The 23,719-nt window shown below is 58.2% G+C and carries 25 protein-coding genes; 6 read left to right on the top strand and 19 right to left on the bottom strand.

Annotated features, from left to right (window positions below; all coding sequences use genetic code 11):
- Position 1: 1 nt before the first annotated feature.
- Genes ACM6I0_RS26410 through ACM6I0_RS26430 form a run of 5 tightly spaced genes read right to left on the bottom strand, consistent with a single transcriptional unit; the run spans position 2 to position 5,186 of the window.
- The gene (locus ACM6I0_RS26410) at positions 2–3,094 is read right to left on the bottom strand and encodes a pilus assembly protein (RefSeq protein ID WP_414923648.1); all 3,093 of its coding nucleotides are present in this window, start codon (positions 3,092–3,094) and stop codon (positions 2–4) included.
- Complete coding sequence (locus ACM6I0_RS26415) at positions 3,081–3,560, bottom strand: PilX N-terminal domain-containing pilus assembly protein (RefSeq protein ID WP_414923649.1); 480 nt, start codon at positions 3,558–3,560, stop codon at positions 3,081–3,083. The genes ACM6I0_RS26410 and ACM6I0_RS26415 overlap by 14 nt, the downstream gene beginning before the upstream one ends.
- The gene (locus ACM6I0_RS26420) at positions 3,557–4,270 is read right to left on the bottom strand and encodes a PilW family protein (RefSeq protein WP_414923650.1); all 714 of its coding nucleotides are present in this window, start codon (positions 4,268–4,270) and stop codon (positions 3,557–3,559) included. Before ACM6I0_RS26420 ends, ACM6I0_RS26415 begins: the two co-directional genes overlap by 4 nt.
- Positions 4,267–4,716: a type IV pilus modification protein PilV gene (pilV, locus tag ACM6I0_RS26425; protein WP_414923651.1), complete on the bottom strand. Its 450-nt coding sequence runs from the start codon at positions 4,714–4,716 to the stop codon at positions 4,267–4,269. The genes ACM6I0_RS26420 and pilV overlap by 4 nt, the downstream gene beginning before the upstream one ends.
- Positions 4,713–5,186, bottom strand: coding sequence for a GspH/FimT family pseudopilin (locus tag ACM6I0_RS26430; protein WP_285432548.1), 474 nt, complete (start codon positions 5,184–5,186; stop codon positions 4,713–4,715). Before ACM6I0_RS26430 ends, pilV begins: the two co-directional genes overlap by 4 nt.
- 131 nt (positions 5,187–5,317) lie before the next feature.
- Between ACM6I0_RS26430 and ACM6I0_RS26435 the strand changes: the two genes are divergently transcribed.
- On the top strand, positions 5,318–5,833 hold the full coding sequence (locus ACM6I0_RS26435) for a GspH/FimT family pseudopilin (RefSeq protein ID WP_285432584.1): 516 nt from the start codon (positions 5,318–5,320) through the stop codon (positions 5,831–5,833).
- Between the two features lie 3 nt (positions 5,834–5,836).
- Here ACM6I0_RS26435 and ispH read toward each other — a convergent pair whose 3' ends face one another.
- From ispH to murJ, 6 genes are all read right to left on the bottom strand, one after another.
- Positions 5,837–6,784: a 4-hydroxy-3-methylbut-2-enyl diphosphate reductase gene (ispH, locus tag ACM6I0_RS26440; RefSeq protein ID WP_090179764.1), complete on the bottom strand. Its 948-nt coding sequence runs from the start codon at positions 6,782–6,784 to the stop codon at positions 5,837–5,839.
- Between the two features lie 96 nt (positions 6,785–6,880).
- Positions 6,881–7,318, bottom strand: coding sequence for an FKBP-type peptidyl-prolyl cis-trans isomerase (gene fkpB, locus ACM6I0_RS26445; RefSeq protein ID WP_414923749.1), 438 nt, complete (start codon positions 7,316–7,318; stop codon positions 6,881–6,883).
- A gap of 7 nt (positions 7,319–7,325) precedes the next feature.
- Entirely contained in the window at positions 7,326–7,838 is a 513-nt protein-coding gene (gene lspA, locus ACM6I0_RS26450) for a signal peptidase II (protein WP_090179761.1), read from the bottom strand.
- Positions 7,831–10,662 carry an isoleucine--tRNA ligase gene (gene ileS, locus ACM6I0_RS26455; protein ID WP_414923652.1) on the bottom strand — a complete coding sequence of 944 codons (2,832 nt, stop codon included), beginning with the start codon at positions 10,660–10,662 and terminating at the stop codon, positions 7,831–7,833. Before ileS ends, lspA begins: the two co-directional genes overlap by 8 nt.
- Complete coding sequence (gene ribF / locus ACM6I0_RS26460) at positions 10,663–11,613, bottom strand: bifunctional riboflavin kinase/FAD synthetase (RefSeq protein ID WP_222588517.1); 951 nt, start codon at positions 11,611–11,613, stop codon at positions 10,663–10,665.
- A gap of 129 nt (positions 11,614–11,742) precedes the next feature.
- Positions 11,743–13,281 carry a murein biosynthesis integral membrane protein MurJ gene (gene murJ, locus ACM6I0_RS26465; protein WP_414923653.1) on the bottom strand — a complete coding sequence of 513 codons (1,539 nt, stop codon included), beginning with the start codon at positions 13,279–13,281 and terminating at the stop codon, positions 11,743–11,745.
- 252 nt (positions 13,282–13,533) lie between these two features.
- On the opposite strand from murJ, the gene rpsT reads away from it, so the two are divergent.
- Entirely contained in the window at positions 13,534–13,812 is a 279-nt protein-coding gene (gene rpsT / locus ACM6I0_RS26470; RefSeq protein WP_008154937.1) for a 30S ribosomal protein S20, read from the top strand.
- A 184-nt stretch (positions 13,813–13,996) separates the two neighbouring features.
- Here rpsT and ACM6I0_RS26475 read toward each other — a convergent pair whose 3' ends face one another.
- From ACM6I0_RS26475 to rplU, 5 genes are all read right to left on the bottom strand, one after another.
- Positions 13,997–14,461 carry a CreA family protein gene (locus ACM6I0_RS26475; protein ID WP_285432545.1) on the bottom strand — a complete coding sequence of 155 codons (465 nt, stop codon included), beginning with the start codon at positions 14,459–14,461 and terminating at the stop codon, positions 13,997–13,999.
- Between the two features lie 12 nt (positions 14,462–14,473).
- Complete coding sequence (proB, locus tag ACM6I0_RS26480; RefSeq protein ID WP_285432582.1) at positions 14,474–15,592, bottom strand: glutamate 5-kinase; 1,119 nt, start codon at positions 15,590–15,592, stop codon at positions 14,474–14,476.
- Between the two features lie 137 nt (positions 15,593–15,729).
- Positions 15,730–16,953, bottom strand: coding sequence for an Obg family GTPase CgtA (gene cgtA, locus ACM6I0_RS26485; RefSeq protein ID WP_285432544.1), 1,224 nt, complete (start codon positions 16,951–16,953; stop codon positions 15,730–15,732).
- Between the two features lie 193 nt (positions 16,954–17,146).
- The gene (gene rpmA, locus ACM6I0_RS26490; RefSeq protein ID WP_017340859.1) at positions 17,147–17,422 is read right to left on the bottom strand and encodes a 50S ribosomal protein L27; all 276 of its coding nucleotides are present in this window, start codon (positions 17,420–17,422) and stop codon (positions 17,147–17,149) included.
- A gap of 34 nt (positions 17,423–17,456) precedes the next feature.
- Positions 17,457–17,771, bottom strand: coding sequence for a 50S ribosomal protein L21 (rplU, locus tag ACM6I0_RS26495; protein WP_003176051.1), 315 nt, complete (start codon positions 17,769–17,771; stop codon positions 17,457–17,459).
- Positions 17,772–18,011: 240 nt separating this feature from the next.
- Here rplU and ACM6I0_RS26500 point away from each other — a divergent pair, with 240 nt between their 5' ends.
- The 3 genes from ACM6I0_RS26500 (at position 18,012) to ACM6I0_RS26510 (ending at position 19,975) form a co-directional block, all read left to right on the top strand.
- Complete coding sequence (locus ACM6I0_RS26500) at positions 18,012–18,980, top strand: polyprenyl synthetase family protein (protein ID WP_208671383.1); 969 nt, start codon at positions 18,012–18,014, stop codon at positions 18,978–18,980.
- Between the two features lie 190 nt (positions 18,981–19,170).
- Entirely contained in the window at positions 19,171–19,512 is a 342-nt protein-coding gene (locus ACM6I0_RS26505; protein ID WP_222588519.1) for a zinc ribbon domain-containing protein YjdM, read from the top strand.
- A gap of 205 nt (positions 19,513–19,717) precedes the next feature.
- Positions 19,718–19,975 (top strand): hypothetical protein, encoded by a 258-nt coding sequence (locus ACM6I0_RS26510; RefSeq protein ID WP_285432543.1) that lies wholly within the window; start codon positions 19,718–19,720, stop codon positions 19,973–19,975.
- Positions 19,976–20,047: 72 nt separating this feature from the next.
- Here the strand turns inward: ACM6I0_RS26510 and ACM6I0_RS26515 are convergent, their stop codons facing one another.
- The 3 genes from ACM6I0_RS26515 to ACM6I0_RS26525 all read right to left on the bottom strand — a co-directional run bounded on the left by ACM6I0_RS26515 (position 20,048) and on the right by ACM6I0_RS26525 (position 21,718).
- Positions 20,048–20,665 (bottom strand): FKBP-type peptidyl-prolyl cis-trans isomerase, encoded by a 618-nt coding sequence (locus ACM6I0_RS26515; RefSeq protein WP_285432542.1) that lies wholly within the window; start codon positions 20,663–20,665, stop codon positions 20,048–20,050.
- Positions 20,666–20,786: 121 nt separating this feature from the next.
- Positions 20,787–21,095 (bottom strand): DUF6482 family protein, encoded by a 309-nt coding sequence (locus ACM6I0_RS26520; RefSeq protein ID WP_259155886.1) that lies wholly within the window; start codon positions 21,093–21,095, stop codon positions 20,787–20,789.
- A 134-nt stretch (positions 21,096–21,229) separates the two neighbouring features.
- Positions 21,230–21,718, bottom strand: a complete 489-nt coding sequence (locus ACM6I0_RS26525; protein WP_149418392.1) for a TIGR00645 family protein — start codon at positions 21,716–21,718, stop codon at positions 21,230–21,232.
- Between the two features lie 171 nt (positions 21,719–21,889).
- Between ACM6I0_RS26525 and ACM6I0_RS26530 the strand changes: the two genes are divergently transcribed.
- Positions 21,890–23,719: a hypothetical protein gene (locus ACM6I0_RS26530; protein ID WP_414923654.1), complete on the top strand. Its 1,830-nt coding sequence runs from the start codon at positions 21,890–21,892 to the stop codon at positions 23,717–23,719.

Consider the following 23,719-nt stretch of genomic DNA (forward strand, 5'->3'; position numbering starts at 1 on the left):
CTTACTGTATTTGTCGCCACATGATGCGACGGCTGCCGCCGCCGGATTTTTCCACCAGCGTGTCAACGCCGCCACCGGAATTGCTCACGGCCTTGCGCGTCCCACCGTTGAGGACGGCGTTCAAGGTCGGATTACCACTGCTGACAATCACCCCGCTGGATACTATGTCGTTGCTGTCGACCGTCAAATCGTTATTGGTGTCGAGCACCGCGTAGTTGAGCATCTTACCGCTGAACGCATCCAGTTCGATCAGTTTGCCGGTGCCGAAGCTGGCACACGGATCGGTGGTGTCGACACTGGCCGTGGTAAAGACGATCCGCCCCAACACCAGATTGGCCTGGTTGATCACCCGCTCCCCCGTCAGCACGTTGTTGTACACCAGTGGCAAGTACCAGCCCTTCTCGGCCGGATAGGTCACGTCGTTCTGGCTGGTAGTGATGAATTGACCAGTGCTGCCGGAGAATACGCCGGTCACGGCTTGAGCCTGCAAACTGGAAACGGTGATTTGACCAGACCCGCCTTCCGCGTCCCATACGGCGTAGAACGCCTGTAGATCCTTGTTGGTCTTGTCGGCAGTCTCATTGAATTTACCTGTGCCGAAAAACACTTCCTTGCCGCCCAACGAGTTGTCCGCCAGCAATGGCTGCGCTGTAATCGGCTGGGTCGCGCCGCCAACGGTGGTGAACAGCGGCTTGCCGGAAAATGCCACGCCCCAGGTGTCAGGAGCCGTCGCGCTCAGGTCGAACTTCCATAACCGCCCTTTCAAATCACCGCCATAGGCCGCCTGCACCACATTCTGCGAATTGACCCTGAGCTTCACCGACGACAGGCCATTGTTGGTATCCGCGCTGTCGACCACGATCTTCTTGATCAATGAGCCGTCACGAACGTCCACCACATACAACGCAGCCACCCCGGTGTTGCTGCCATACCCGTTGGAGATGAATGCCGCCCATCGACCGTCGGCCAAGCGTGCCACTTCCGGTCGTGCATAGGCATAACCCAGGTCATTGAATACGTTCGCGGGAGTGGCAGTGGCAGGCGCGCTGATCTCCCACAGCGCCTTGAACACGTTGCCTAGTGAGGCGTCGAACAGCTGCAGCGCATAGAAGGTCCTGCCGCCCGCCCCGGTTCCGCCAATAGCCAGTGTTTTCCAGGCGCTGCTGAACTGAGCATCGAACACTCCGACCTGACCATCGACCAAAAACTTGTGGCTCACACCATTGATGTAGGTCGGGTCGGCGATATAGCGCAATGATGGCAGCACACTGGACGGCATATAGGCATAACGCCGGACACCATTGGCCGAGTTGATGACATTCACAAAGCCGTCGTTGGCGTTCACCACCAGACTGGCACTCATGTTGGTGGACTTGGTGGACAGGTAAGTGCTGTAGGTGCTGTCACCCACCAGGTCGGACGCTGTTTTGTCTGTCGGTGAAGCCAGTACAAGGGGGGAATTGACGATGTCGCCGAGCAGTACGCTGCGCACCTTGAGCCCGGTTTTGTTGGTGCCCTTGCTCCATTCCACCAGATCGTTGCCGTTGATGCCCGTTGGCAGACTCTGGTTGAGAGAGGTCTGCTGTGCCGCAGAGAAGCTCGTGTAGGCCAGCGTGACAGGCACGTTGGTCAAGGTGTTCCAGGACTGGTAGGTGGGCGCGGTGGCACCGGGAACGATCGTGGTATCGGTGGTCCACTGCGTCGCGGCGGTATTTACCGTGCCGGCCGAGGTGAAGCCGAAGGATTTGATCGTTCCGCGCCAGTCCTTGGGGTCGTAACTGGTCTGGAAGTAACTCGAATTGCTGGCCAGGGTGGCGCCGCTGGCGACGCCACCGCCACCGGAGCCGGCCTTGGACGTAATGTCGCTCAGCGCCGAGGACAATGCGCTGTTGAGCCCCGCGCTGTCGGTCGCCTGGTAATACTTGCCCTGTCCGTAGTTGGCCGCGTCCGACAACATCTGGTTCGCGGCGGTAAAACCCACGGTGTAGGTGTTCATGTTCTGCTTGGGAAAATCCCCGGCATTCCAGCTTTTGCCTGCCAGATCGGTGCCGGTGGAGCGCATATCGATGTCGAAGGCGAACTTGGCGATATCGTCCAGATACAACGTATCGCCTTCACCGTCACCGTTGAGGTTGTTGCCGTCATTGTTCACACCGTCCCAGTTCGGAAGCCGGGTCAGCCCCAGCGGATCATTGCTGGGAAAAGTCCGGTCATACGTCGGCAAGCCATCAGTGATGACCACCCCGTAGTTCTTCTGGCAACGGTATTGAATCGGGCTGGTGTAAGTCGTCGGTGTGGAGTTGTAGTAAGGCGCCATCCCACGAAAATACCGGGTGATTTCGTAGTAGGTTTCCGCCAGTGGCGTGTTGGCCACCGCACTCAATCCGTTAATGGAGGAGATCAGGTTGCTGTAGTTGTTATCGGCCTGTGACTGGGTAACGCTGCCGCTCACCGGCGACAGGTCACTGATTGATCGGGCGATGAAGCCGCCATTGCCGGGGTTATTGCTGGTGGCCGGATTGAAGGTTGCAAGGCCGATGCGCAGTGCGCGATTACTGGTAACCAATGTCGTGGACACGTTTCGCGCCACGTTTATGCGGTAATCGTTGGGGATCGAGCCGTTGGTGAAGTCCCGGTTGCTGCCGTTGGCAAGGCCCACCAGGTACGACAGATAATCGTCGGTATAGCGGGTATTTTCATTGCCGACCGGGTCCGGGAGCTTCAGGCACAAAGGCGCCGGGCTGTTGTTGTAAAACGCGTAGGCGCCCCCGGAACACCCGGACTGCGGCAGGCTGGAAAGGAAGATCGAATCCCCGACGATGTCGGTTCCGCTATAACACTGTCCAAAGAAGTAATTGCATTGTCTGGCGGGCGTTCGCCCGGTGACCGTCGGATCGAACCCGGCGGCATAAATGATGCTGTTCATGCTGCCCGAATCGTCGATCAGCAACATCACGTTGGGTACCACCGCCGCCGCACTTAACAGCGGCGAGTCAGAAGGCGTGAAGGCGTAGGCCGGAGCGGACAGGTACAGTCCCAGTACCGCGCCGAAAAACAGCTGCCACAGCCCTCCGCGCTTTTTAATACTTCGCATAAATACTCTCCACGACGCTGCGCGAGCTGCCCGCGATGCCGACGGCGGTCACCCGGTAAAGCGTCGCCGAGGTATTGCTCGGCACATTGACGGCGGTGGGTGTGATGCCAATGTTCTGCACGCCATAAAAACCCTGGCCGGAAGCAATCCATGTCACCCCGGAGGTGGAATTGAGCCCTGCCGCGGAAACCGTTGTCGACTCGGCCGGGGGCGCGCATTGGGTGGCGCCACTGCAAATCGGCAAAGAGTAAGTGTCCAGTTGCACTGCGCTTTCCCCGACCCGCAAGGCCGATTCCGCTCCCTGGAATGACTGGTTGCGCAGACTCACGCTGCCGGCCATTTTTTCCTGCAGCGTCGCGTTTTGCATCGACGAAAGCCCAATCAATGTCAACAACAGCAGGAACACCAGGCTGACCAGCAGCGCCATGCCGCGTTGTGTGTGAGAAGTCATGCCGGCCCTCCTCATGGCAACCTGTTGCGCAAGGCGGCAACTACGTTGAATGTCTGGTCGCGCACCCGGCTGTTGGGGTCGGTGAGGGTCAGGCTCAGGCGTACGCTGCGAATTCTGGCGGGATCGGCCGGGTTGCTGCTGTAACTGGAGGCGGCCACATCCGTGGCTGAACTGGCGAGGCCAAAGCTCACGTTAAAGGCACTGACATTGTCTACCAACACGAACTGGGTCGGCGTGCCCGCGCCGGAGCCCATCATTATTTTGTTGTTGCTGAAGCTGTAGATCAGACGCCGAATCGGAAACGCCAGAAAACCCGATGCCGGCACACGAAGCCCGGTGTAGGCCGTTGCCGTATTTCGACAGTCGGAGATCACCGTCCAGGTGGGTATCCCGCCGTTAGCGCCGACATCGGCTGTTACCAGGGTCAACTTCAGGTTGGCGTTGTCCCAACTGATCGGCGCGAGCTGACTGGCATTGAAGTCACCGGCGGTACTTGAGTCAGTGATCGCGCCCAGGCAACCAAACATACCCACCATGCGGATTTCCTGAGTCAGCTTGCTCAGCACGAACCGCGCGTCTTCCTGCATGGCGGCGGCGGTGTTCTGGCTGACGTAGGTGTTCTTTGCGGCGATGAAAATCTGCGCCACACCCAATACCACGATCAGGCTCAACGCGAGGGCGATCAACAACTCGATCAGTCCAAAACCTCGGCTGGAGCGGCTCATGGTGTCGCCACCGGATCGACAGTGGCACGACTGGTCAGGACAAAGCTGCGACGCGAGTTGGCTATATTGTCCGCACGCGAGTCATCCCACGTGATGGTGATGGTGTACACGCGCTGGTTCAACGTAATGGTGCCGGTAGCAGTGGCGCCGCCGAAATTAATGATGCTGGTGGTGAAATCGTAAAGGTCCTGGTCCCGGGCGACGCTCAGGTTGCCCGACGTCGGTGGCGGCACGGTGTAATCGGCGCCGGAGTTGGCACGGATACGGTCCATGATGTCGTAGGCGATAAAACTCGCCTGGCTGGTCATCCGTGAGCTGTCGGTGTACTTCAGCGCGTTGAGCTGAATCGCCGCCGCACCTAACAACCCCACGGTCAGAATCACCAACGCGACCAAGACTTCGATCAGCGTCATGCCTCCCTGTGCATGCTGGCTCCGCTCCCTCATCCGCAACTTCCACCCAATAGAATTCGTCCGTTCAAACACACATTCAGCGTCCTGCTTTGCGCCCCCAGCACATAGCTGATCACCACGGGTGTGGATGGCGCGGATAAACCGCCCAGATTGTTGAAATCGATAGCGGTCACTCCTGAGGTTAGCGTCAGAGTCGCGCCGCTGCTCATCGCAGGAACAACCCGCAACACATTGGCCGGCGTGCCAGTACCGTCGTAGACGGTCAACTCCCCGGTCCAGACGCTGCCACCGGCTGTGGGGCGCAAACGGGTGGTGATGCCCCGGTCGATAGCTTCAAGCCGTGCGAAATTGAGTCCGCGTTGCAGATCACCGACTTCAGTGTCGGCCCTGGTGTTTTGCACCGACCGGGTAAACATTGGCACGGCCAGCGTGATCAGAATCAGAAAAACCGCAAGCGAGACCAGCAGTTCGATCAGCGTGAAACCTTTTGTACGAAGATCCATCAGTGCCCTCCGTTGCCGTCGGCTATACCTGCTTCTACACGCTAGAACATTCGACCGGCAGGCGTACGGTTGATTTGCCATTACTCGCGCAGGGAATGCGCGGGCTGCCGCACTCCATGGAGGGAGATGTCATGCATCAGCGAGGCTTCAGCCTGATCGAACTGCTTATGGGACTGACGATTGTCGGGATTGTTCTGCTATTGGTCAGTCCGGCGTTTGCAGCGCTTACGCAAGCGAACCATCGCGAGGAGGCGGCGAAGTCTCTCGCCAGTGGTATTCGCAACGCCAGAAGCGCAGCGATCACGCGTAATCAGACCGTCATCATCCACGGAATAAACGACGACTGGGGTCAGGGTTGGCGGATCATTGTGGATGTTAGCGGCAGAGGCCAGGAGGACAGCAGCAATCCGCTGCTGGTAGAGCACCAGAGCAGCACTCGGGTGTCGATCTTCGGCAATCAGCATGTCCAGACTTCCGTACGCTTCAGTCATCTGGGAGAACCGCTGTACGGTGGATTTCAATCGGGAACGCTGCACGTTTGCGCAGCCCGCGAACCGGTAAGTCAGTACCAGGTGGTGCTGGCCTCGAGTGGTCGCGTCAGCCTGCGCAGCAAACAGACTGCACAGGCGTTATGCGAACGAGGATAAAACTCAGAGCAGCGAGCGGACCCGTAACTCTTTAGGCATGGAGAACGTAATGTTCTCCTCGCGACCAGCCAGCTCATCGGCACCGGTTGCACCCCAGGCCTGCAACTGCTGGATCACACCACGCACCAGAACTTCCGGCGCAGAGGCGCCGGCGGTAATGCCGATGCGCTCGACACCTTCGAACCAGCTCTTTTGCAAGTCTTCGGCACCGTCGATCAGATAGGCCGGGGTAGCCATGCGCTCGGCGAGTTCACGCAAGCGGTTGGAGTTGGAGCTGTTCGGGCTGCCGACCACCAGTACCACGTCGCACTCGTCGGCCAGTTGCTTGACCGCATCCTGGCGGTTTTGCGTGGCATAGCAGATGTCGTCCTTACGCGGGCCACCGATCGCCGGGAAGCGCGTACGCAGCGCGTCGATCACGCGGCTGGTGTCGTCCATGGACAGGGTGGTCTGGGTCACAAACGCCAGTTTTTCCGGGTTGTTGACCTGCAACGAGGCGACGTCTTTCTCGTCTTCAACCAGATAGATCGCACCACCATTGCTGCCATCGTACTGGCCCATGGTGCCTTCGACTTCCGGATGACCGGCGTGGCCGATGAGGATGCATTCACGGCCGTCGCGGCTGTAGCGCGCAACTTCGATGTGCACCTTGGTTACCAGCGGGCATGTCGCATCGAATACTTTCAATCCACGGCCGGCTGCTTCGGTACGTACGGCCTGGGAAACGCCGTGGGCACTGAAGATAACGATGACATCGTCCGGCACCTGATCCAGCTCTTCGACGAAGATCGCCCCGCGCGCACGCAGGTCTTCGACGACGAATTTGTTGTGGACCACTTCATGACGCACATAGATCGGCGGCCCGAAGACTTCCAGGGCGCGGTTGACGATTTCGATCGCGCGGTCCACACCGGCGCAGAAGCCACGGGGGTTGGCGAGTTTGATTTGCATGCTGTGCCTCGTGTCTTGCGCGCAAGAAATAGCAAAAACAGTGAAAAACCGACTGTGGGAGCGAGCCTGCTCCCACAGTTGACCGTGTTCGGTCAGTTACAGCGATTTTACGCTGATGATCTCGACGTCAAAGGTCAAGGTTTTACCGGCCAGCGGATGGTTGAAGTCGATGGTCACTTGCTCGTCATCGAATTCCTTAACCACACCGGGCAGTTCGGTATTCGCCGCATCGTTGAAGATCACCAGCAAACCGGGCGACAGTTCCATGTCCTTGAACTGCGAACGAGGAATGATCTGCACGTTCTGCGGGTTGGGCTGGCCGAACGCGTTTTCCGGCAGAATCGTCAGAGTACGCTTGTCGCCCGCCTTGAAGCCGAACAGCGCGGCTTCGAAACCTGGCAACAGGTTGCCGTCACCGACCTTGAAGGTCGCCGGGGCTTTGTCGAAGGTGCTGTCGATGGTGTCGCCATTCTCCAGGCGCAGTGCAAAGTGCAAGGTGACTTCCGTGTTCTGGCGGATGCGTTGCTCAGCCAATACCTGTTCAGTCATGAACGGCTTCTCCGGTTTTCTTACTTTTGAACATATCCAGCGCCAGCATCACGGCACCGACAGTAATTGCACTGTCGGCAAAGTTGAACGCCGGGAAATACCAGCGGTTCTGCCAATGCACCAGAATGAAGTCGATCACATGGCCCAGGGCAATGCGGTCATACAGATTGCCCAGCGCGCCACCGAGTACCAGGGCCAGCGCAATCGCCAGCCAGGTTTCGTTGCGCCCCAGGCGCTTGAGCCACACCACCAGCACCGCACTGACCACGACGGCAATCAGGGCGAACAACCAGCGCTGCCAGCCGGAGCTGTCGGCCAGGAAGCTGAACGCCGCGCCGGTGTTATAGGCCAGGGTCCAACTGAACAAATCGGGGATCACCACGATTTGCTGGTACATCTCGAGCTTGCCTTCGAAGTAGAACTTGCTGGCCTGGTCGATGACCAGGACCAGCAAACTCAACCAGAGCCAGCTCAGCCGTCCGAAACGGCCAGCCGCATTAGGCATAGTGACGAACCTCGCCAGCGCCGCTGATGTTGTCGACGCAACGACCGCAGATTTCCGGATGCTCCGGGTTCACGCCGACGTCCTCGCGGCAGTGCCAGCAACGGGCGCACTTGGCGTGGCTCGACTTGACCACTTGCAGTTTCAAACCGCTGACTTCGGTGACCACGGCATCGGCCGGCGCCTGCACGAACGGTGCAACCGTGGCGGTCGAGGTGATCAGCACGAAGCGCAGTTCGTTGCTCAACTTGGCCAGGTCGGCGCTCAGCGCCTCTTCGGCGAACAGCGTCACTTCGGCTTGCAGGTTGCCACCGACGGCCTTGGCCGCGCGCTGGATTTCCATTTCCTTGTTGACCGCTACCTTGACTTCCATGATCCGCTCCCAATAGGCGCGGCCCAGTTCGACGTCTGCCGGCAATTCGGTCAGACCTTCGTACCAAGTGTTGAGCATGACCGATTCGTTACGCTCGCCCGGCAGGTATTCCCACAGTTCGTCGGCGGTGAACGCAAGGATCGGAGCGATCCAGCGCACCAGCGCTTCAGAGATGTGGTACAGCGCGGTTTGCGCCGAACGGCGAGCCTTGCTGTTGGCGCCAGTGGTGTACTGACGGTCCTTGATGATGTCGAGGTAGAAACCACCCAACTCCTGCACGCAGAAGTTGTGGATCTTGGAGTAGACGTTCCAGAAGCGGTACTCGCCGTAATGCTCTTGCAACTCGCGTTGCAGCAGCAGGGTACGGTCCACGGCCCAACGGTCCAGCGCCAGCATTTCTTCGGCGGGCAGGATGTCGGTGGCCGGGTTGAAACCGGTCAGGTTCGAAAGCAGGAAACGTGCGGTGTTACGGATACGCCGGTAGGCGTCCGCGCTGCGCTGCAGAATCTGCTCGGAAACGGCCATTTCGCCCGAGTAATCGGTCGATGCAACCCACAGACGCATGATGTCGGCGCCCAGGGTGTCGTTGACCTTTTGCGGCGCGATCACGTTGCCCAGGGACTTGGACATTTTGCGGCCGGACTCATCGACGGTGAAGCCGTGGGTCAGCAGCTCGCGGTACGGCGCGTGGTTGTCGATGGCGCAACCGGTCAGCAGCGACGAATGGAACCAGCCGCGGTGTTGATCCGAGCCTTCCAGGTACAGGTCGGCACGTGGACCGGTCTCGTGGCCCATCGGGTGCGAACCGCGCAGGACGTGCCAGTGCGTGGTGCCCGAATCGAACCAGACGTCCAGGGTGTCGCTGATCTTGTCGTATTGCGGCGCTTCATCACCGAGCAACTCGGCGGCGTCCATCTTGAACCAGGCTTCGATGCCTTCGACTTCGACGCGCTTGGCCACTTCTTCCATCAGTTCAGCGGTACGCGGGTGCAGTTCGCCGCTTTCCTTGTTCAGGAAGAACGGGATCGGCACGCCCCAGTTGCGCTGTCGGGAGATACACCAGTCCGGACGGTTGGCGATCATCGAGTGCAGGCGCGCCTGGCCCCAGGCCGGAACGAACTTGGTCTCTTCGATGGCTTTGATCGCCCGCTTGCGCAGGGTGTCGCCGTTCACAGGTTCTTTGTCCATGCCGATGAACCACTGCGCGGTGGCGCGGTAGATCAGCGGAGTCTTGTGACGCCAGCAATGCATGTAGCTATGTTCGATGATGCTGGTGTGCAGCAACGCACCGACTTCGGTCAGTTTGTCGACGATGGCCGGGTTGGCTTTCCAGATGAACTGGCCGCCGAAGAACTCCAGCGATGGCACGTAAACGCCGTTGCTTTGCACCGGATTAATGATGTCGTCGTTGACCATGCCGTACTTCTTGCAGGTCACGAAGTCGTCCACGCCGTACGCTGGCGAGGAGTGAACCACACCTGTACCCGCGCCCAGTTCAACGTACTCGGCCAGGTAAACCGGCGACAGGCGATCGTAGAACGGGTGACGGAAGTTGATCAGCTCCAGCGCTTTACCGGTGGTGGTCGCGATGACCGAGCCTTCCAGGCTGTAACGGGCCAGGCACGACTCGACCAGCTCTTCAGCCAGTATCAGCAGCTTGTCGCCGACATCGACCAGGGCGTAGTTGAATTCCGGGTGGACGTTCAGCGCCTGGTTGGCCGGAATGGTCCACGGGGTGGTGGTCCAGATCACGATCGAAGCCGGTTTGGCCAACGACGCCAGACCGAAAGCGGCAGCCAGTTCGGCCTCATCGGCAATCGGGAACGCTACGTCGATGGTCGAGGACTTTTTGTTTTCGTACTCGACTTCCGCTTCAGCCAGGGCCGAACCGCAGTCGAAGCACCAGTTCACAGGCTTGAGGCCCTTGAACACGAAACCGCCCTTGACGATTTCAGCCAGGGCGCGGATTTCACCGGCCTCGTTTTTGAAGTCCATGGTCTTGTACGGGTTGGCGAAGTCGCCCAACACGCCCAGACGGATGAATTCGGATTTCTGGCCTTCGATCTGCTCGGTGGCGTAAGCACGGCACAGTTCGCGGGTCTTGTCCGCGCCCAGGTTTTTACCGTGGGTCACTTCAACTTTGTGTTCGATCGGCAGGCCGTGGCAGTCCCAGCCCGGAACATAAGGCGCGTCGAAACCCGACAGGGTTTTCGAACGGATGATCATGTCCTTGAGAATCTTGTTCAGCGCATGACCGATGTGAATCGTGCCGTTGGCGTACGGAGGACCGTCGTGCAGTACGAACTTCGGACGATCCTTGCCAATCTCGCGCAACTTACCGTACAGGCCAATGCTGTCCCAGCGCTGCAGAATCTGCGGTTCGCGCTGAGGCAGGCCGGCCTTCATTGGGAAGGCGGTGTCCGGAAGGTTTAGCGTGGCTTTATAGTCGGTCATTTAAGGCTCTTCATTAGCGATTGGCGCTAGGTGCGACAGGGCACGGGCGGCGGCAACATCCGCATTGATCGCCGTCTTAAGCGCCTCCAGAGAGGCGAAACGCTGCTCTTCACGCAGCTTGTGGTGGAAAACCACCGTCAAACGCCGGTCATACAGATCGCCGGCAAAATCTAAAAGATGCACTTCAAGGTGGGCTTTGCCATCACCTTGAACAGTTGGCCGCACGCCAATATTGGCAACGCCTGGCCAGGTCTTGCCGTCGATGTCGACATTGACCAGGTAAACCCCGGTCAGTGGCACACGACGACGCTTGAGTTGAATGTTGGCAGTCGGCGTTCCCAACTGACGCGCCAGCTTCTGGCCATGCAACACGCGCCCGGCAATCCGGAACGGACGCCCGAGCAGCCGCTCGGCCAAGGCAAAATCGGCAGCGGCCAGGGCATTGCGGACCTGAGTGCTGCTGACGCGAATACCGTCCAGCTCGACGGTCTGCGCCGCTTCAACGGTAAAACCCTGAAGAACACCGGCGTGCTGCAGGAAATCGAAATCCCCGACGCGGTCACAACCAAACCGGAAGTCGTCACCGACCTCCAGGTGCTGCACGCCCAGGCCGTCGACCAGAATGGTATCGACGAACTCATTGGCGCTGAGCTTGCTCAGGCGCTGATTGAAGGCCAGGCACAGAACGCGGTCGACGCCTTCCTCGGCCAGCAGCTGAAGTTTGTCCCGCAGCCGGGCCAGACGGGCTGGAGCCGTGTCCGGGGCAAAGAATTCCCGTGGCTGCGGCTCGAAAATCACCACGCAGCTGGGCACGCCCAACTCGATAGCGCGCTCACGCAGTCGCGCCAGGATAGCCTGGTGGCCACGGTGAACACCGTCAAAGTTGCCAATAGTGGCGACACAGCCCCGATGCTGGGGGCGCAGATTGTGGAGGCCTCGAACCAGCTGCATAACGCGCTTCTTGCTCATAAAGTGGTCGATTATAACCACACCCGGCGGCCGACGACAGGCAACACCGTAACCCAAAGTAATCGAGCCGACAAAACTGCCGGTTCGCCCATGTTTATCGAGGCAAAAGCCTCAGCTCAGCGCCTTGCGATTGAAGTCGCGCAAACGGAAGCCCATCAACAGCAGCATGCCAAAATAACTGACGACACCGGCCGTGACCAATGCGCCCAGGCGCAGGAACCGCTGCAGCATCTGCCCCTGATCCCAGGCGGGCATAAAGTGCATCCCGACCAGTAGCACCGCAGACATGACCAATACGGCAATCACCAGTTTAAGGCCAAACTTCGCCCAGCCCGGCTGCGGCTGATACATCTGCTGTTTGCGCAATTGATAGAACAATAGCCCGGCATTGATGCAAGCACCGACACTGATCGCCAGGGCCAGACCGGCGTGAGCCAGCGGGCCGATCAGCACCAGGTTGAACAACTGGGTAACGACCAGGGTAAAAATCGCGATTTTTACCGGGGTCCGGATGTTTTGTTGCGCATAAAAGCCCGGCGCCAGCACCTTGATCACAATAATCCCGAGCAGACCGACAGAATAGGCAATCAACGCCCGCTGAGTCATGGACGCGTCAAACGCACTGAACTGGCCGTACTGGAACAGCGAAACCGTCAGCGGCTCGGCCAGGATCCCCAGCGCCAGCGAACATGGCAGCACCAGCACGAAGCACAGGCGCAGGCCCCAATCGAGAATGCGCGAGTACTCGTGGCGATCCTTGCTGGCGTAGGTCTTGGCCAGGGTCGGCAGCAGAATCGTTCCGAGCGCGACCCCCAGCACACCGGACGGCAATTCCATCAAGCGGTCGGCGTAATACATCCACGACACGGAGCCTGCGACCAGGAACGAGGCGAAAATCGTGTTGATGATCAGCGAAATCTGACTCACGGAGACGCCGAGAATCGCCGGCAACATCTGCTTCATGACGCGCCAGACGCCAGTGTCACGCAGATTCAGACGCGGAAGTACGAGCATGCCGATCTTTTTCAGGTGTGGCAGCTGATAGAGCAATTGCGCCAGCCCACCCACCAGTACCGCCCAGCCCAGCGCCATCACCGGCGGATCGAAATACGGCGTCAGAAACACCGAAAAGACAATCATGCTGACGTTGAGGAGCGTCGGCACGAAGGCCGGCACGGAAAAGCGGTTGTACGTATTGAGGATCGCGCCTGCCAAAGAGGACAGGGAAATCAGCAATATATAAGGGAAGGTCACCCGCAACAGGCTGGAGGTCAGCTCGAATTTTTCCGGGGTATCGGTGAAACCTGGCGCCGTGGCCCAGATAACCCACGGCGCGGCAAGTATGCCCAGCGCGGTGACCAGGGCCAGCACCAATGTCAGCAGGCCGCTGACGTAAGCAATGAAGGTTCGCGTCGCCTCTTCGCCCTTTTGGCTTTTGTATTCGGCAAGAATCGGCACAAATGCCTGGGAAAATGCCCCTTCGGCAAAGATTCGCCGCAGCAGATTGGGCAGTTTGAAGGCGATGAAGAAGGCGTCAGTCGCCATTCCGGCGCCAAATGTGCGCGCGATGAGAGTGTCACGAACGAACCCCAGAACCCGGGAAAGCATCGTGATAGAGCTGACGGCGGCCAACGATTTGAGCAGATTCATTGAAAGAGTTTGTGCCTGTCGATAAACAGCAGGCGAACAAAGCGCCTACTTATGCGATACTCCGCGCCGCAGCAGCACAGAGCCAAAGCTCGCGAGTTTACAGGTCAAGCGCCGGAAATAAATATCCCGCCTCTTTATACCTACCACTTAGCGGAACGTCTCAACCGCCCTTGACAAGACATCAACTCATCGGCATGATTCGCGGCCTATTTTGTTTGCTATTTCCTAAAAAGTCTTTCGAGGAGCTCGACGGTGGCCAACACACCTTCCGCCAAAAAACGTGCAAAACAGGCTGAGAAGCGTCGCAGCCACAACGCCAGCCTGCGTTCCATGGTTCGTACCTACATCAAGAATGTAGTTAAAGCCATCGACGCAAAAGACGCTGAAAAAGCTCAAGCAGCTTACGTTCTGGCTGTGCCAGTTATCGACCGTATGGCCGATAAAGGCATCATCCACAAGAACAAGGCAGCTCGTCATAAGAGCCGCCTGAACGGTCACGTCAAGGCTCTGAACCTTGCTGTTGCCGCATAAGCGATAAGCTTGTTAAAAAACCGACCCTAGGGTCGGTTTTTTATTGCCTGCGATTTAATAAACGTCGCACAAAAAAATGTGGGAGCGGGCTTGCTCGCGAATCCGGCGTGTCAGCCAACATCAAATCACCTGACACACCGCATTCGCGAGCAAGCCCGCTCCCACAATTTGGATCTTCGCTAGGCTACTGAGCGTGTGTCCACGGCAGGATCGGGATGGCCGTCACCGCATTCTGCGGACTGCCTTCGATCAGGCGATCGCTATAAACCAGGTACACCAGCGTATTGCGCTTCTTATCGAGGAACCGCACCACCTGCATGGTCTTGAACACCAGCGATGTGCGCTCCTTGAACACCTCGTCACCATCCTTGAGCTCACCCTTGAAACTGATCGGACCGACCTGGCGGCACGCGATAGACGCCTCTGCACGATCTTCAGCCAATCCCAAACCGCCCTTCACGCCGCCTGTCTTGGCTCGCGACAGGTAGCAGGTCACGCCGTCTACCTTGGGATCATCAAACGCCTCGACGACGATACGGTCATTCGGGCCGACGAATTTGAACACCGTCGACACCTGGCCAATTTCCTCGGCCGACGCCAGCAGCGGCATCGCCAACAGCAGACCCAATAATCCTTTTGCCATGCGCATTCAGGTATTCCTTCAGACCAGAATCAGGTTATCGCGGTGAACCAGTTCCGGCTCAGCCATGTAACCCAACAGACCGACAATCGCCTCAGACGACTGACCGATGATTTTTTGTGCTTCAAGCGCACTGTAGTTGGCCAGGCCGCGAGCAATCTCCCGACCATCCGGGGCCACACAAACGACCATTTCACCACGCCGAAAACTACCCTGGACCAGCTTGACCCCCACCGGCAGCAGACTTTTGTTGCCCTTGGACAACGCTGTCACCGCACCCGCATCCAGCACCAGGGTGCCGCGAGTCTGCAGATGCCCCGCCAGCCATTGCTTGCGCGCCGCCAGCATGCCGCGCTCCGGCGACAACAAGGTACCGATGCGCTCACCCGCCTTCAGGCGATCCAGCACGCGATCAATGCGCCCGCCCACGATGATGGTGTGCGCACCGGAACGCGCCGCCAGACGCGCAGCGCGCAACTTGGTCTGCATACCGCCACGACCCAATGCACCACCGGTGCCGCCCGCGACAGCATCCAGCGCCGGATCATCAGCGCGCGCTTCGTAAATCAGGTTTGCGTTGGGGTTGTTGCGAGGGTCAGCATCGAACATGCCATCGCGATCGGTGAGAATGACCAGCAGATCAGCCTCAACCAGGTTCGCCACCAGCGCCGCCAAGGTGTCGTTGTCGCCGAAACGGATCTCGTCGGTGACCACGGTGTCGTTTTCGTTGATGACCGGGATCACTTTCAGCTCGACCAATGCTCGCAGCGTACTGCGCGCATTCAGGTAGCGTTTGCGATCAGACAAGTCATCGTGCGTCAGGAGAATCTGCGCAGTGTGCCGGCCATGCTCGGCGAAGCTCGACTCCCAGGCCTGCACCAACCCCATCTGACCGATGGCGGCAGCGGCCTGCAGTTCATGCATCGCACTGGGTCGCACCGTCCAGCCCAGGCGACTCATCCCCGCCGCCACAGCCCCGGAGGACACCAGCACCAGCTCGACGCCAGCTTCATGCAAAGCAACCATCTGCTCGACCCAGACACCCATTGCCGCGCGATCCAGGCCCTTGCCGTCCGCCGTCAGCAAAGCGCTGCCGATTTTCACGACCCAACGCTGCGCACCTGTCACCTTGCTCCGCATCATCTTCAACCTTAGCTTGAGGACAGCGCGACGTAGCACTGCCCGTAACGTTATTCGTGGTTATTTGTGACCAACAATCGATTTCCAGATACTAAAACGCCGCTCTAGTAAGCGGCGTTTAAGTTTATCGCAACGAATCAGTCACGCACGTAAATGATTTCCGGACCGTCTTCATCATCCACATCTTCTTCGTCCCAATCATCGTCGCCGATGTCATGGACCGACTTCACGCCGCTGCGACGCAGAGCACGCTGATCATCCAGCGCCTGCAGCTGAGCACGGGCTTCGTCTTCGATGCGCTGATCGAGCTCGGCCAGCTCTTCCTTGTAGGCCGGGTCGTTAGCCAGACGATCAGCACGGTCTTCCATGTAACGCATGATGTCGTGACACAGACGTTCGGTACCAAGCTTGGAGATGGCCGAAATCACGTAGACAGGACCAGTCCACTCCAGGCGGTCGACGATTTCCTTGACGCGAGCGTCGTGCTCTTCTTCAAGGATCTGGTCGCATTTGTTCAGCACCAGCCAGCGATCACGCTCTGCCAGGGACGGGCTGAACTTGGTCAGCTCACTGACGATCACTTCAGCGGCATCCGGAGCGCTGGCGTCATCCAGCGGCGCCATGTCCACGAGGTGCAGTAGCAAACGGGTACGCGACAAGTGCTTGAGGAAACGAATCCCCAGGCCTGCGCCATCGGAAGCGCCTTCGATCAGCCCCGGAATGTCCGCGACCACGAAGCTTTTCCAGCGATCGACACTGACCACACCCAGGTTTGGCACCAGCGTGGTGAACGGATAGTCAGCGACTTTCGGCTTGGCGGCCGATACCGAACGAATGAAGGTACTTTTGCCAGCGTTGGGCAGACCCAACAAGCCAACGTCAGCCAACACTTTCATTTCCAGCTTGAGATCACGCGCCTCACCCGGCTTGCCCGGAGTGGTTTGACGCGGAGCCCGGTTGGTACTGGATTTGAAGCGCGTGTTGCCCAGGCCGTGCCAGCCACCGTGAGCCACCAACAATTTCTGGCCAGCCTTGGTCAGGTCACCAATGACTTCCTGGGTGGCCGCATCGATAACGGTAGTGCCGACCGGTACACGCAGTACCAGCTCCTCACCTTTCTTGCCGGTGCAGTCAGTGCTGCCGCCGTTGGAACCGCGCTCGGCATCGAAGTGCCGGGTGTAACGGTAGTCCACCAGGGTGTTGAGGTTTTCGTCGGCGAGCATGTAGACCGAGCCGCCATCACCACCATCACCGCCGTTCGGGCCGCCGTTTTCGATAAACTTTTCGCGACGGAAGCTCATGCAACCGTTGCCGCCGTCACCGGCCTTTACTCGAATCGATACTTCATCAACAAACTTCATAACAAAACGCCTCTCGCCATACGGACGAGCCGAAAAAATCTAGACATAAGACTCTTGCAAAAATGAGCGCAGCGACCTCAATCAACGACCGCGAATCCAGCGCTGGAGCCCATTACAAACAGCTTTGCAAGAGACTCACCCCACAAACGAAAAAGCCCCGTCGCAAGACAGGGCTTTTCCAGCAACCACGTAATTATGCCGCGACGACTTCAGTCTTCGGGACAATGCTTACGTAACGACGACCGAAGGCGCCTTTTACTTCGAACTTGATCACGCCGTCGATTTTAGCGAACAGAGTGTGATCTTTACCCATGCCAACACCGTAACCGGCGTGGAATTGGGTGCCGCGCTGACGCACGATGATGTTGCCCGGAATGATAACCTGGCCGCCATACATCTTCACGCCAAGGCGTTTGGCTTCTGAGTCGCGACCGTTACGGGTACTACCACCAGCTTTTTTGTGTGCCATGAGTCAATTCTCCTAGTGAGGAATTAGGCTGAAATTAAGCCTGAATACCGGTGATTTTGATCTCGGTGTACCACTGGCGGTGGCCCATACGCTTCATGTGGTGCTTACGACGACGGAACTTGATGATGCGGACTTTATCGTGACGACCTTGGGAGATCACTTCAGCCACAACGGTAGCGCCGGCAACAACTGGAGCGCCGATGTTCACGTCATCGCCATTGGCGACCAACAGAACGCGATCAAAAGTAACGGATTCGCCAGTAGCGATTTCCAGTTTTTCGATCTTCAGGTATTCACCTGGGGCGACCTTGTATTGCTTGCCACCAGTAACAATTACTGCGTACGACATGGTATTTCTCCGATAATCCTGCTCACCCAGCTCTTTATAAGAAGAGGTATTGGCTGGCATGGCTGCATAAGGCTGGAAGGCCTGTTTGCAATTGCGTAAGGCAGGTGCTGCCCAGGAAGTTCAGGGTGCGCGATTGTACGCAAGCTGCCAAGACGATGCAAGAGGCCGTCCATCGCGCCTTGACACCCGCCGACGTGGGTCCTAGCATGCCGCGCAACCCTTCTGGAGCAACTGTCGCTGATGCAACCCCAAGCTTTCTACCGCGCGGTGGCGGACGATTTTAGCGCCGTCGACGGCATCATCAAGAAGCAGCTGACTTCACGCGTGCCGCTGGTATCGAAAATCGGCGATTACATCACCTCGGCCGGCGGTAAACGCCTGCGCCCATTATTAGTGTTGCTGTGTGGCAAGGCCCTGGGTCGCGAAGGCGATGACTTACGCCTGCTGGCCGCAACCATTGAGTTTCTGCACACCGCCACCCTGCTGCACGACGACGTGGTCGACATGTCGGGCATGCGCCGTGGCCGCTCGACCGCCAACGCCATGTGGGGCAACGCTCCCAGCGTACTGGTCGGCGACTTCCTGTACTCGCGCTCCTTCGAAATGATGGTCGAGCTGGGCTCCATGCCAGTGATGAAGATCCTTTCGCAAGCCACGCGCATCATCGCTGAAGGCGAGGTGTTGCAGCTGTCGAAGGTTCGTGACGCCAGCACCACGGAAGAAACCTACATGGAAGTCATCCGCGGCAAGACCGCGATGCTCTTCGAGGCGTCGACCCACAGCGCCGCAGCCCTGTGCGAAGCCACGGCGGAACAGGCCGAAGCACTGCGTACGTTCGGCGATCATCTGGGCGTGGCTTTCCAACTGGTCGACGACTTGCTGGACTACAAAGGCGACGCAGAAACCCTGGGCAAGAACGTCGGTGACGATCTGGCCGAAGGGAAACCGACTTTACCGCTGATCTACACCATGCGCGAAGGCACGCCGGAGCAGGCTGCACTGGTGCGCAAGGCGATCCAGAAAGGCGGGATCGAAGACCTGGAAAGCATCCGCGAGGCCGTTGAAGCTTCCGGCTCGCTGGAATACACCGCAACTCTGGCTCGTGATTACGTGGCCCGTGCGATCAAGTGCCTCGACGCTCTGCCTGCCAGCGAATACCGCGATGCGCTGGTTGAGTTGAGTGAGTTTGCGGTCGCCCGTACGCACTAACTGCACCGCAATACCCTGTGGGAGCGAGCCTGCTCGCGATTGCAATCTGCCAGTCGACACTGTTGTGCTGGCAGACGCACAGCAATCGCGAGCAGGCTCGCTCCCACAGGTTTATCAGCGCCCAACCCTCTCCCGCCTAAAACCCTATATAATGTGCGACTTTTAGCGATCCTCAATCCAAGGAGCCTTAGTGAGCACGTTGCCACCCTGCCCGAAATGCAATTCCGAATACACCTATGAAGACGGTGCGCAGTTGATCTGCCCGGAGTGCGCCCACGAATGGTCCGCCAACGGCGAAGCTGAAGCGGCGTCCGATGACTCCGTGAAAAAAGATTCGGTCGGTAATGTTCTGCAAGACGGCGATACCATCACCGTGATCAAGGACCTCAAGGTCAAGGGCACGTCGCTGGTGGTCAAGGTCGGCACCAAGGTCAAGAACATCCGCCTGTGCGACGGCGATCACGACATCGACTGCAAGATCGACGGCATTGGCCCGATGAAGCTCAAATCCGAGTTCGTCAGAAAAGTCTGATATTGCTGTCTTCCATCCCGCGCCCTGCGTGGGATGGCGCTTCACCCTCCCCCGCTTCGCCCAGCTATTCCTGGCAGTAGCCAACGCCAGCCGTTTTGACCTCACGCAACCTTTACCCGGAAAAAATCACAAATCGCCAATAGCCCCTTGCTATTCGACGAATAAGAATTATTCTCATTGAAACCCATTAAAGGAGATGAGACTCATGACTTACTTGATCGATGCCTGGCTGGACCGTCCACACCCCTACCTCAGGATCCTGCATCGGGAAACCGGAGAAGTCTGTGCGGTGCTTGAAGAGGAAGCCTTGAACGAATTGCAGGACCAGGGTGACCTGGACGTCAACAGCTTGAGTTCCAGCGAGCCAGTGGTGCTCAAGGAGCTGGTGCGTAATCTGTTTCTGTTTTGCTATGCCCGGGCGTTGCGCCCGACCAGCGATTTGAACCATAAGATCGAACTATGAGAAACCGTAAAACACTGTGGGAGCGACGGTGTGTCGCTCCCACATCAGCCCGACGTTAGATCGGGCCAGGTCTTACAGAACGTCGAGCAGCTCGACGTCGAATACCAGTACGCTGTGCGGTGGAATGCCGCCAACGCCTTGAGCGCCGTAAGCCAGTTCGCTCGGCACGTACAGACGCCATTTGCTACCGGCGTTCATCAGTTGCAGGGCTTCGGTCCAGCCAGGGATCACGCCGCCAACCGGGAATTCTGCTGGTTGGCCACGATCGTAGGAGCTGTCAAACACAGTGCCATCGATCAGGGTGCCGTGGTAGTGGGTGCGCACTTGATCTTCTCGGGTTGGCTTGGCGCCTTCACCTTGAGTCAGCACTTCAAATTGCAGGCCGGAAGCCAGGGTGGTGATGCCATCGCGCTTGGCATTTTCAGCCAGGAACGCCAGGCCTTCGCCAGCAGCCGCTTCAGCTTTTGCAGCTGCTTCGGCCTGCATGATTTCACGGATCACCTTGAAGCTTGCGGACATTTCTTCCTGGCCCACACGGCTAGGCTTGCCGGCGAATGCGTCAGTCAGGCCAGCCAGGATCGCGTCCAGGTTAACGCCCGGTGGCGGGTTGTCGCGCAGTTGATCGCCCAGCTGACGGCCAATACCGTAGCTGACGCGGGTTTCGTCGGTGGACAGATTTACTTCGGACATGACACTGCTCCGCTGTGCGGACGGCCCGGAACTTGCCGTGCTTGCACAGCGCATCCCGGATGCGCCCGGAACCAAAAGGGCCAGCAGACTAGCACAGATGTGGCAATGCTGATGAGCGCCGTCAGTGCGCCCAGAACGAACGGAAGGCTATCGGCAACTTAAGGCTTTCTTCCGCCGCGCTCAATCCGCACATTTCGTCATGAACAGAGGTGTGCACAAGATTGAATGGCAAGGCCGGGAAGGACTTGATCAGATCACGTGCATGCTCGACCGAGCGCAAATGAAACATATGCCCGCGAGTATCGCTCAACGGATACGCAGCACCGTGCATCCGAGCCTCCAGCAGATAGATCCCGCCCTCCATGGAAATCAGGTTCAGCTCATCGATTTTTCCGGCGATGGCATACGCACGCAACTCTTCAACATTCATGGAGGCACCTCACGCAGTGGCGAGCCAATATCAATACATGGATAGGCCTCGGCACCTCAAAGCACAAGTCAAAAACGGCACCGCCCGTCTGTTTCGCAACAGACGGGCGGCTTGAGCCTGCAAAAAGACAGCAATCAGTGCTTGGTCAGCTTGTCCAGATACCCCATGGCAAACGCCGATACCACAAACGTCATGTGGATGATCACGTACCATTTCAAATGCTCAGGATCGACGTTCTTGGCGTCCATGAAAATCCGCAGCAAGTGGATGGAGGAAATCGCCACGATGGAGGCCGCCACTTTCATCTTCAACGAAGACGAATCCATGGTGCCCAACCAGTTGAGCTTTTCCTTGTCGTCGTCGATGTCCAGTTGGGAGACGAAGTTCTCGTAACCGGAAATCATCACCATCACCAGCAGGCCGCCCACCAGGGCCATGTCGATCAACGACAGCAGCACCAGGATCAGATCCGACTCAGCCATCGAGAATACATTGGGGATGACGTGGAAGACTTCCTGGAAGAATTTCAGCGCCAGTGCCAGCAGCCCCAGGGACAGACCGAAGTAGATCGGCGCCAGCAGCCAGCGGGAGGCGTACATCGCATTTTCGATAAAGCGTTCCATTGAATCTCGCACGTAGGGTTGAAAATGGCCGCGAGTATACCAGCCGCCTGTCTGTCCTCAGAAGCAACCGGAAACCGTTGGGAAATCCATTACCTGCGCGTGTGTTACAAAGTTTTTCTGCTAGTGTCCAGACTATCGAAAGCTTAGCGACATCGGACAGGAAAACTGGAAATGGATGTGCGATTGCCTCTAAAGAGCGCCGGCATTTGCCTGGCTTTGCTGTTGAGTGCCTGCTCGCCAAGTGACGAGAAACGCCAGGTCAGCCTCGAGGAAAAGACCGCGCAGTTCGAAAAGTCTCTGGATGCCATTCAGGACCCCAAGCTCAAGGATGCCGTGGCCGAACTGGGCGGCTCACTGTTGCTGCTCGAACGAGCGCAGCTGAAACTCGACAGCAAGCCGGTCGAAACCGAGTACGGCGAAGACGTCCTCGCCGCGCTCAAGCATTACCCCACGCCACAGGCACTGGTCGATACCTACATCAACGGTCTGTTCGTGCTGCACAAGGATTCGAGCTCCGACTACCTGACCGACTTGCAACCGGTGTTCCCCTTCAATTTCAGCATCCCGGCGTCATTTCTCTTTCCCCATGGCCTGGAATGGCAATCGGTGACCCTGAGCAACAAGCGCGTCATCGCGTTTCAGCCGGAATGGTCGGAAACCGATCCTGGGATTCAGCTGAGCCCCTCGAGCTCCAACCTGAGCAACCCCGATGATTTGACGGTGACCTATCCGTTCATCGAAGGCCTGGACGTGGACATCAAGCACCAGCCCCAACCGGTGAGCCTGCAGGGCAAGGTGGAAGTGATTGCGCCGCGCCGCCTCTACACCTTTGAGCTGACGAAAAAGGACGTGGGTCAGACTCGCACCGATGACAACCTCAGTGTCACCTTGCTGCGCCTTACCAACAACTACGCTGAAATCGAATTCAACAACAGCGCACCACCCGCCCCCGACGTCGGCGATACGCCATTGAACCCCTTGATCGTCCAGGCCAGGGACACCTCCGGACAATTCCTGTCGCGCTCGGGTTCGATCAATGAAACCGCCGCGCAAATTGCCTTCTATCAACAACAGCTGACGAAGATGCAACAACAGAAGGCCTGGAGCGAGGCGTTCGAAAAGCAGATCGATGAGGAACAGCGCAACTTCGAGAAGCAGCAGAATCATCATTACACCAAGGTGTATTTCAACGGCTCGATCGACACCCTCGACGTCAGCGTATTGGACTTTTCAGCCGTCACGGTGACACGCAAAGACCTCAACCTGCCGGTGCGCCGCTTCGATCCGCACACCACGGCAAAAACCATCCAGCCACTGAGCTTGCCCGTCGTGGTGTATGACGATCAGGCCCCACGCTGGCTCAAGGGCGCGACACTCGGCGAGGAACAACTGAAGAAGAGCGTCACCGTCACCCAGTCGGTGGACGACCCGAGTGCCGCACGCATTGAATTCGATCACCCCCGAAGCTTCAACGATGAACTGCTCGGCACCTCGTTCAGTCCCGGCGATAGCCCGGTCACTTTTTTTACAGCGGACGGAAATGGCAAGCGCGATGGCCCCATCGAGCTGCCACCAGAGGCTTACCAGGTCGACCCGCTTCACGGAACTATCTCCTATGACCTGAACCTGTTTCCGGAGACGCCAGCCTATGCAGTGGGCTCGATGCCGCTGTTTTTGGCGATAGTCGACAAACAATCGCTCAACGCCCACCCATTGCCCAAAGGCCTGGAACTCAAAGGCAATGCATTGGTGGTTGATCTGAAGCTGTTTCCAGCTCAGGACTGGCGTTTTTTTGCCAAGGACGACACTGGAAACTACCTCAAAGAGATTCTTTCGGTGACCCACGACGCGAGCACTGAAGGCCCTGCGTTATTTGCCGTGCATTACTTCTACGGCCAGCCAACACGTCTGGAAACTTACCAGCGAACCGACCTCACCACCGTGCAATACGGCTTCGAAGTCAAACTGGCCCAAGCGGACTTGACGCACCTCGGGCAATAG

This window comes from Pseudomonas sp. IT-P294 (assembly GCF_949767865.1).
Classification (GTDB): domain Bacteria; phylum Pseudomonadota; class Gammaproteobacteria; order Pseudomonadales; family Pseudomonadaceae; genus Aquipseudomonas.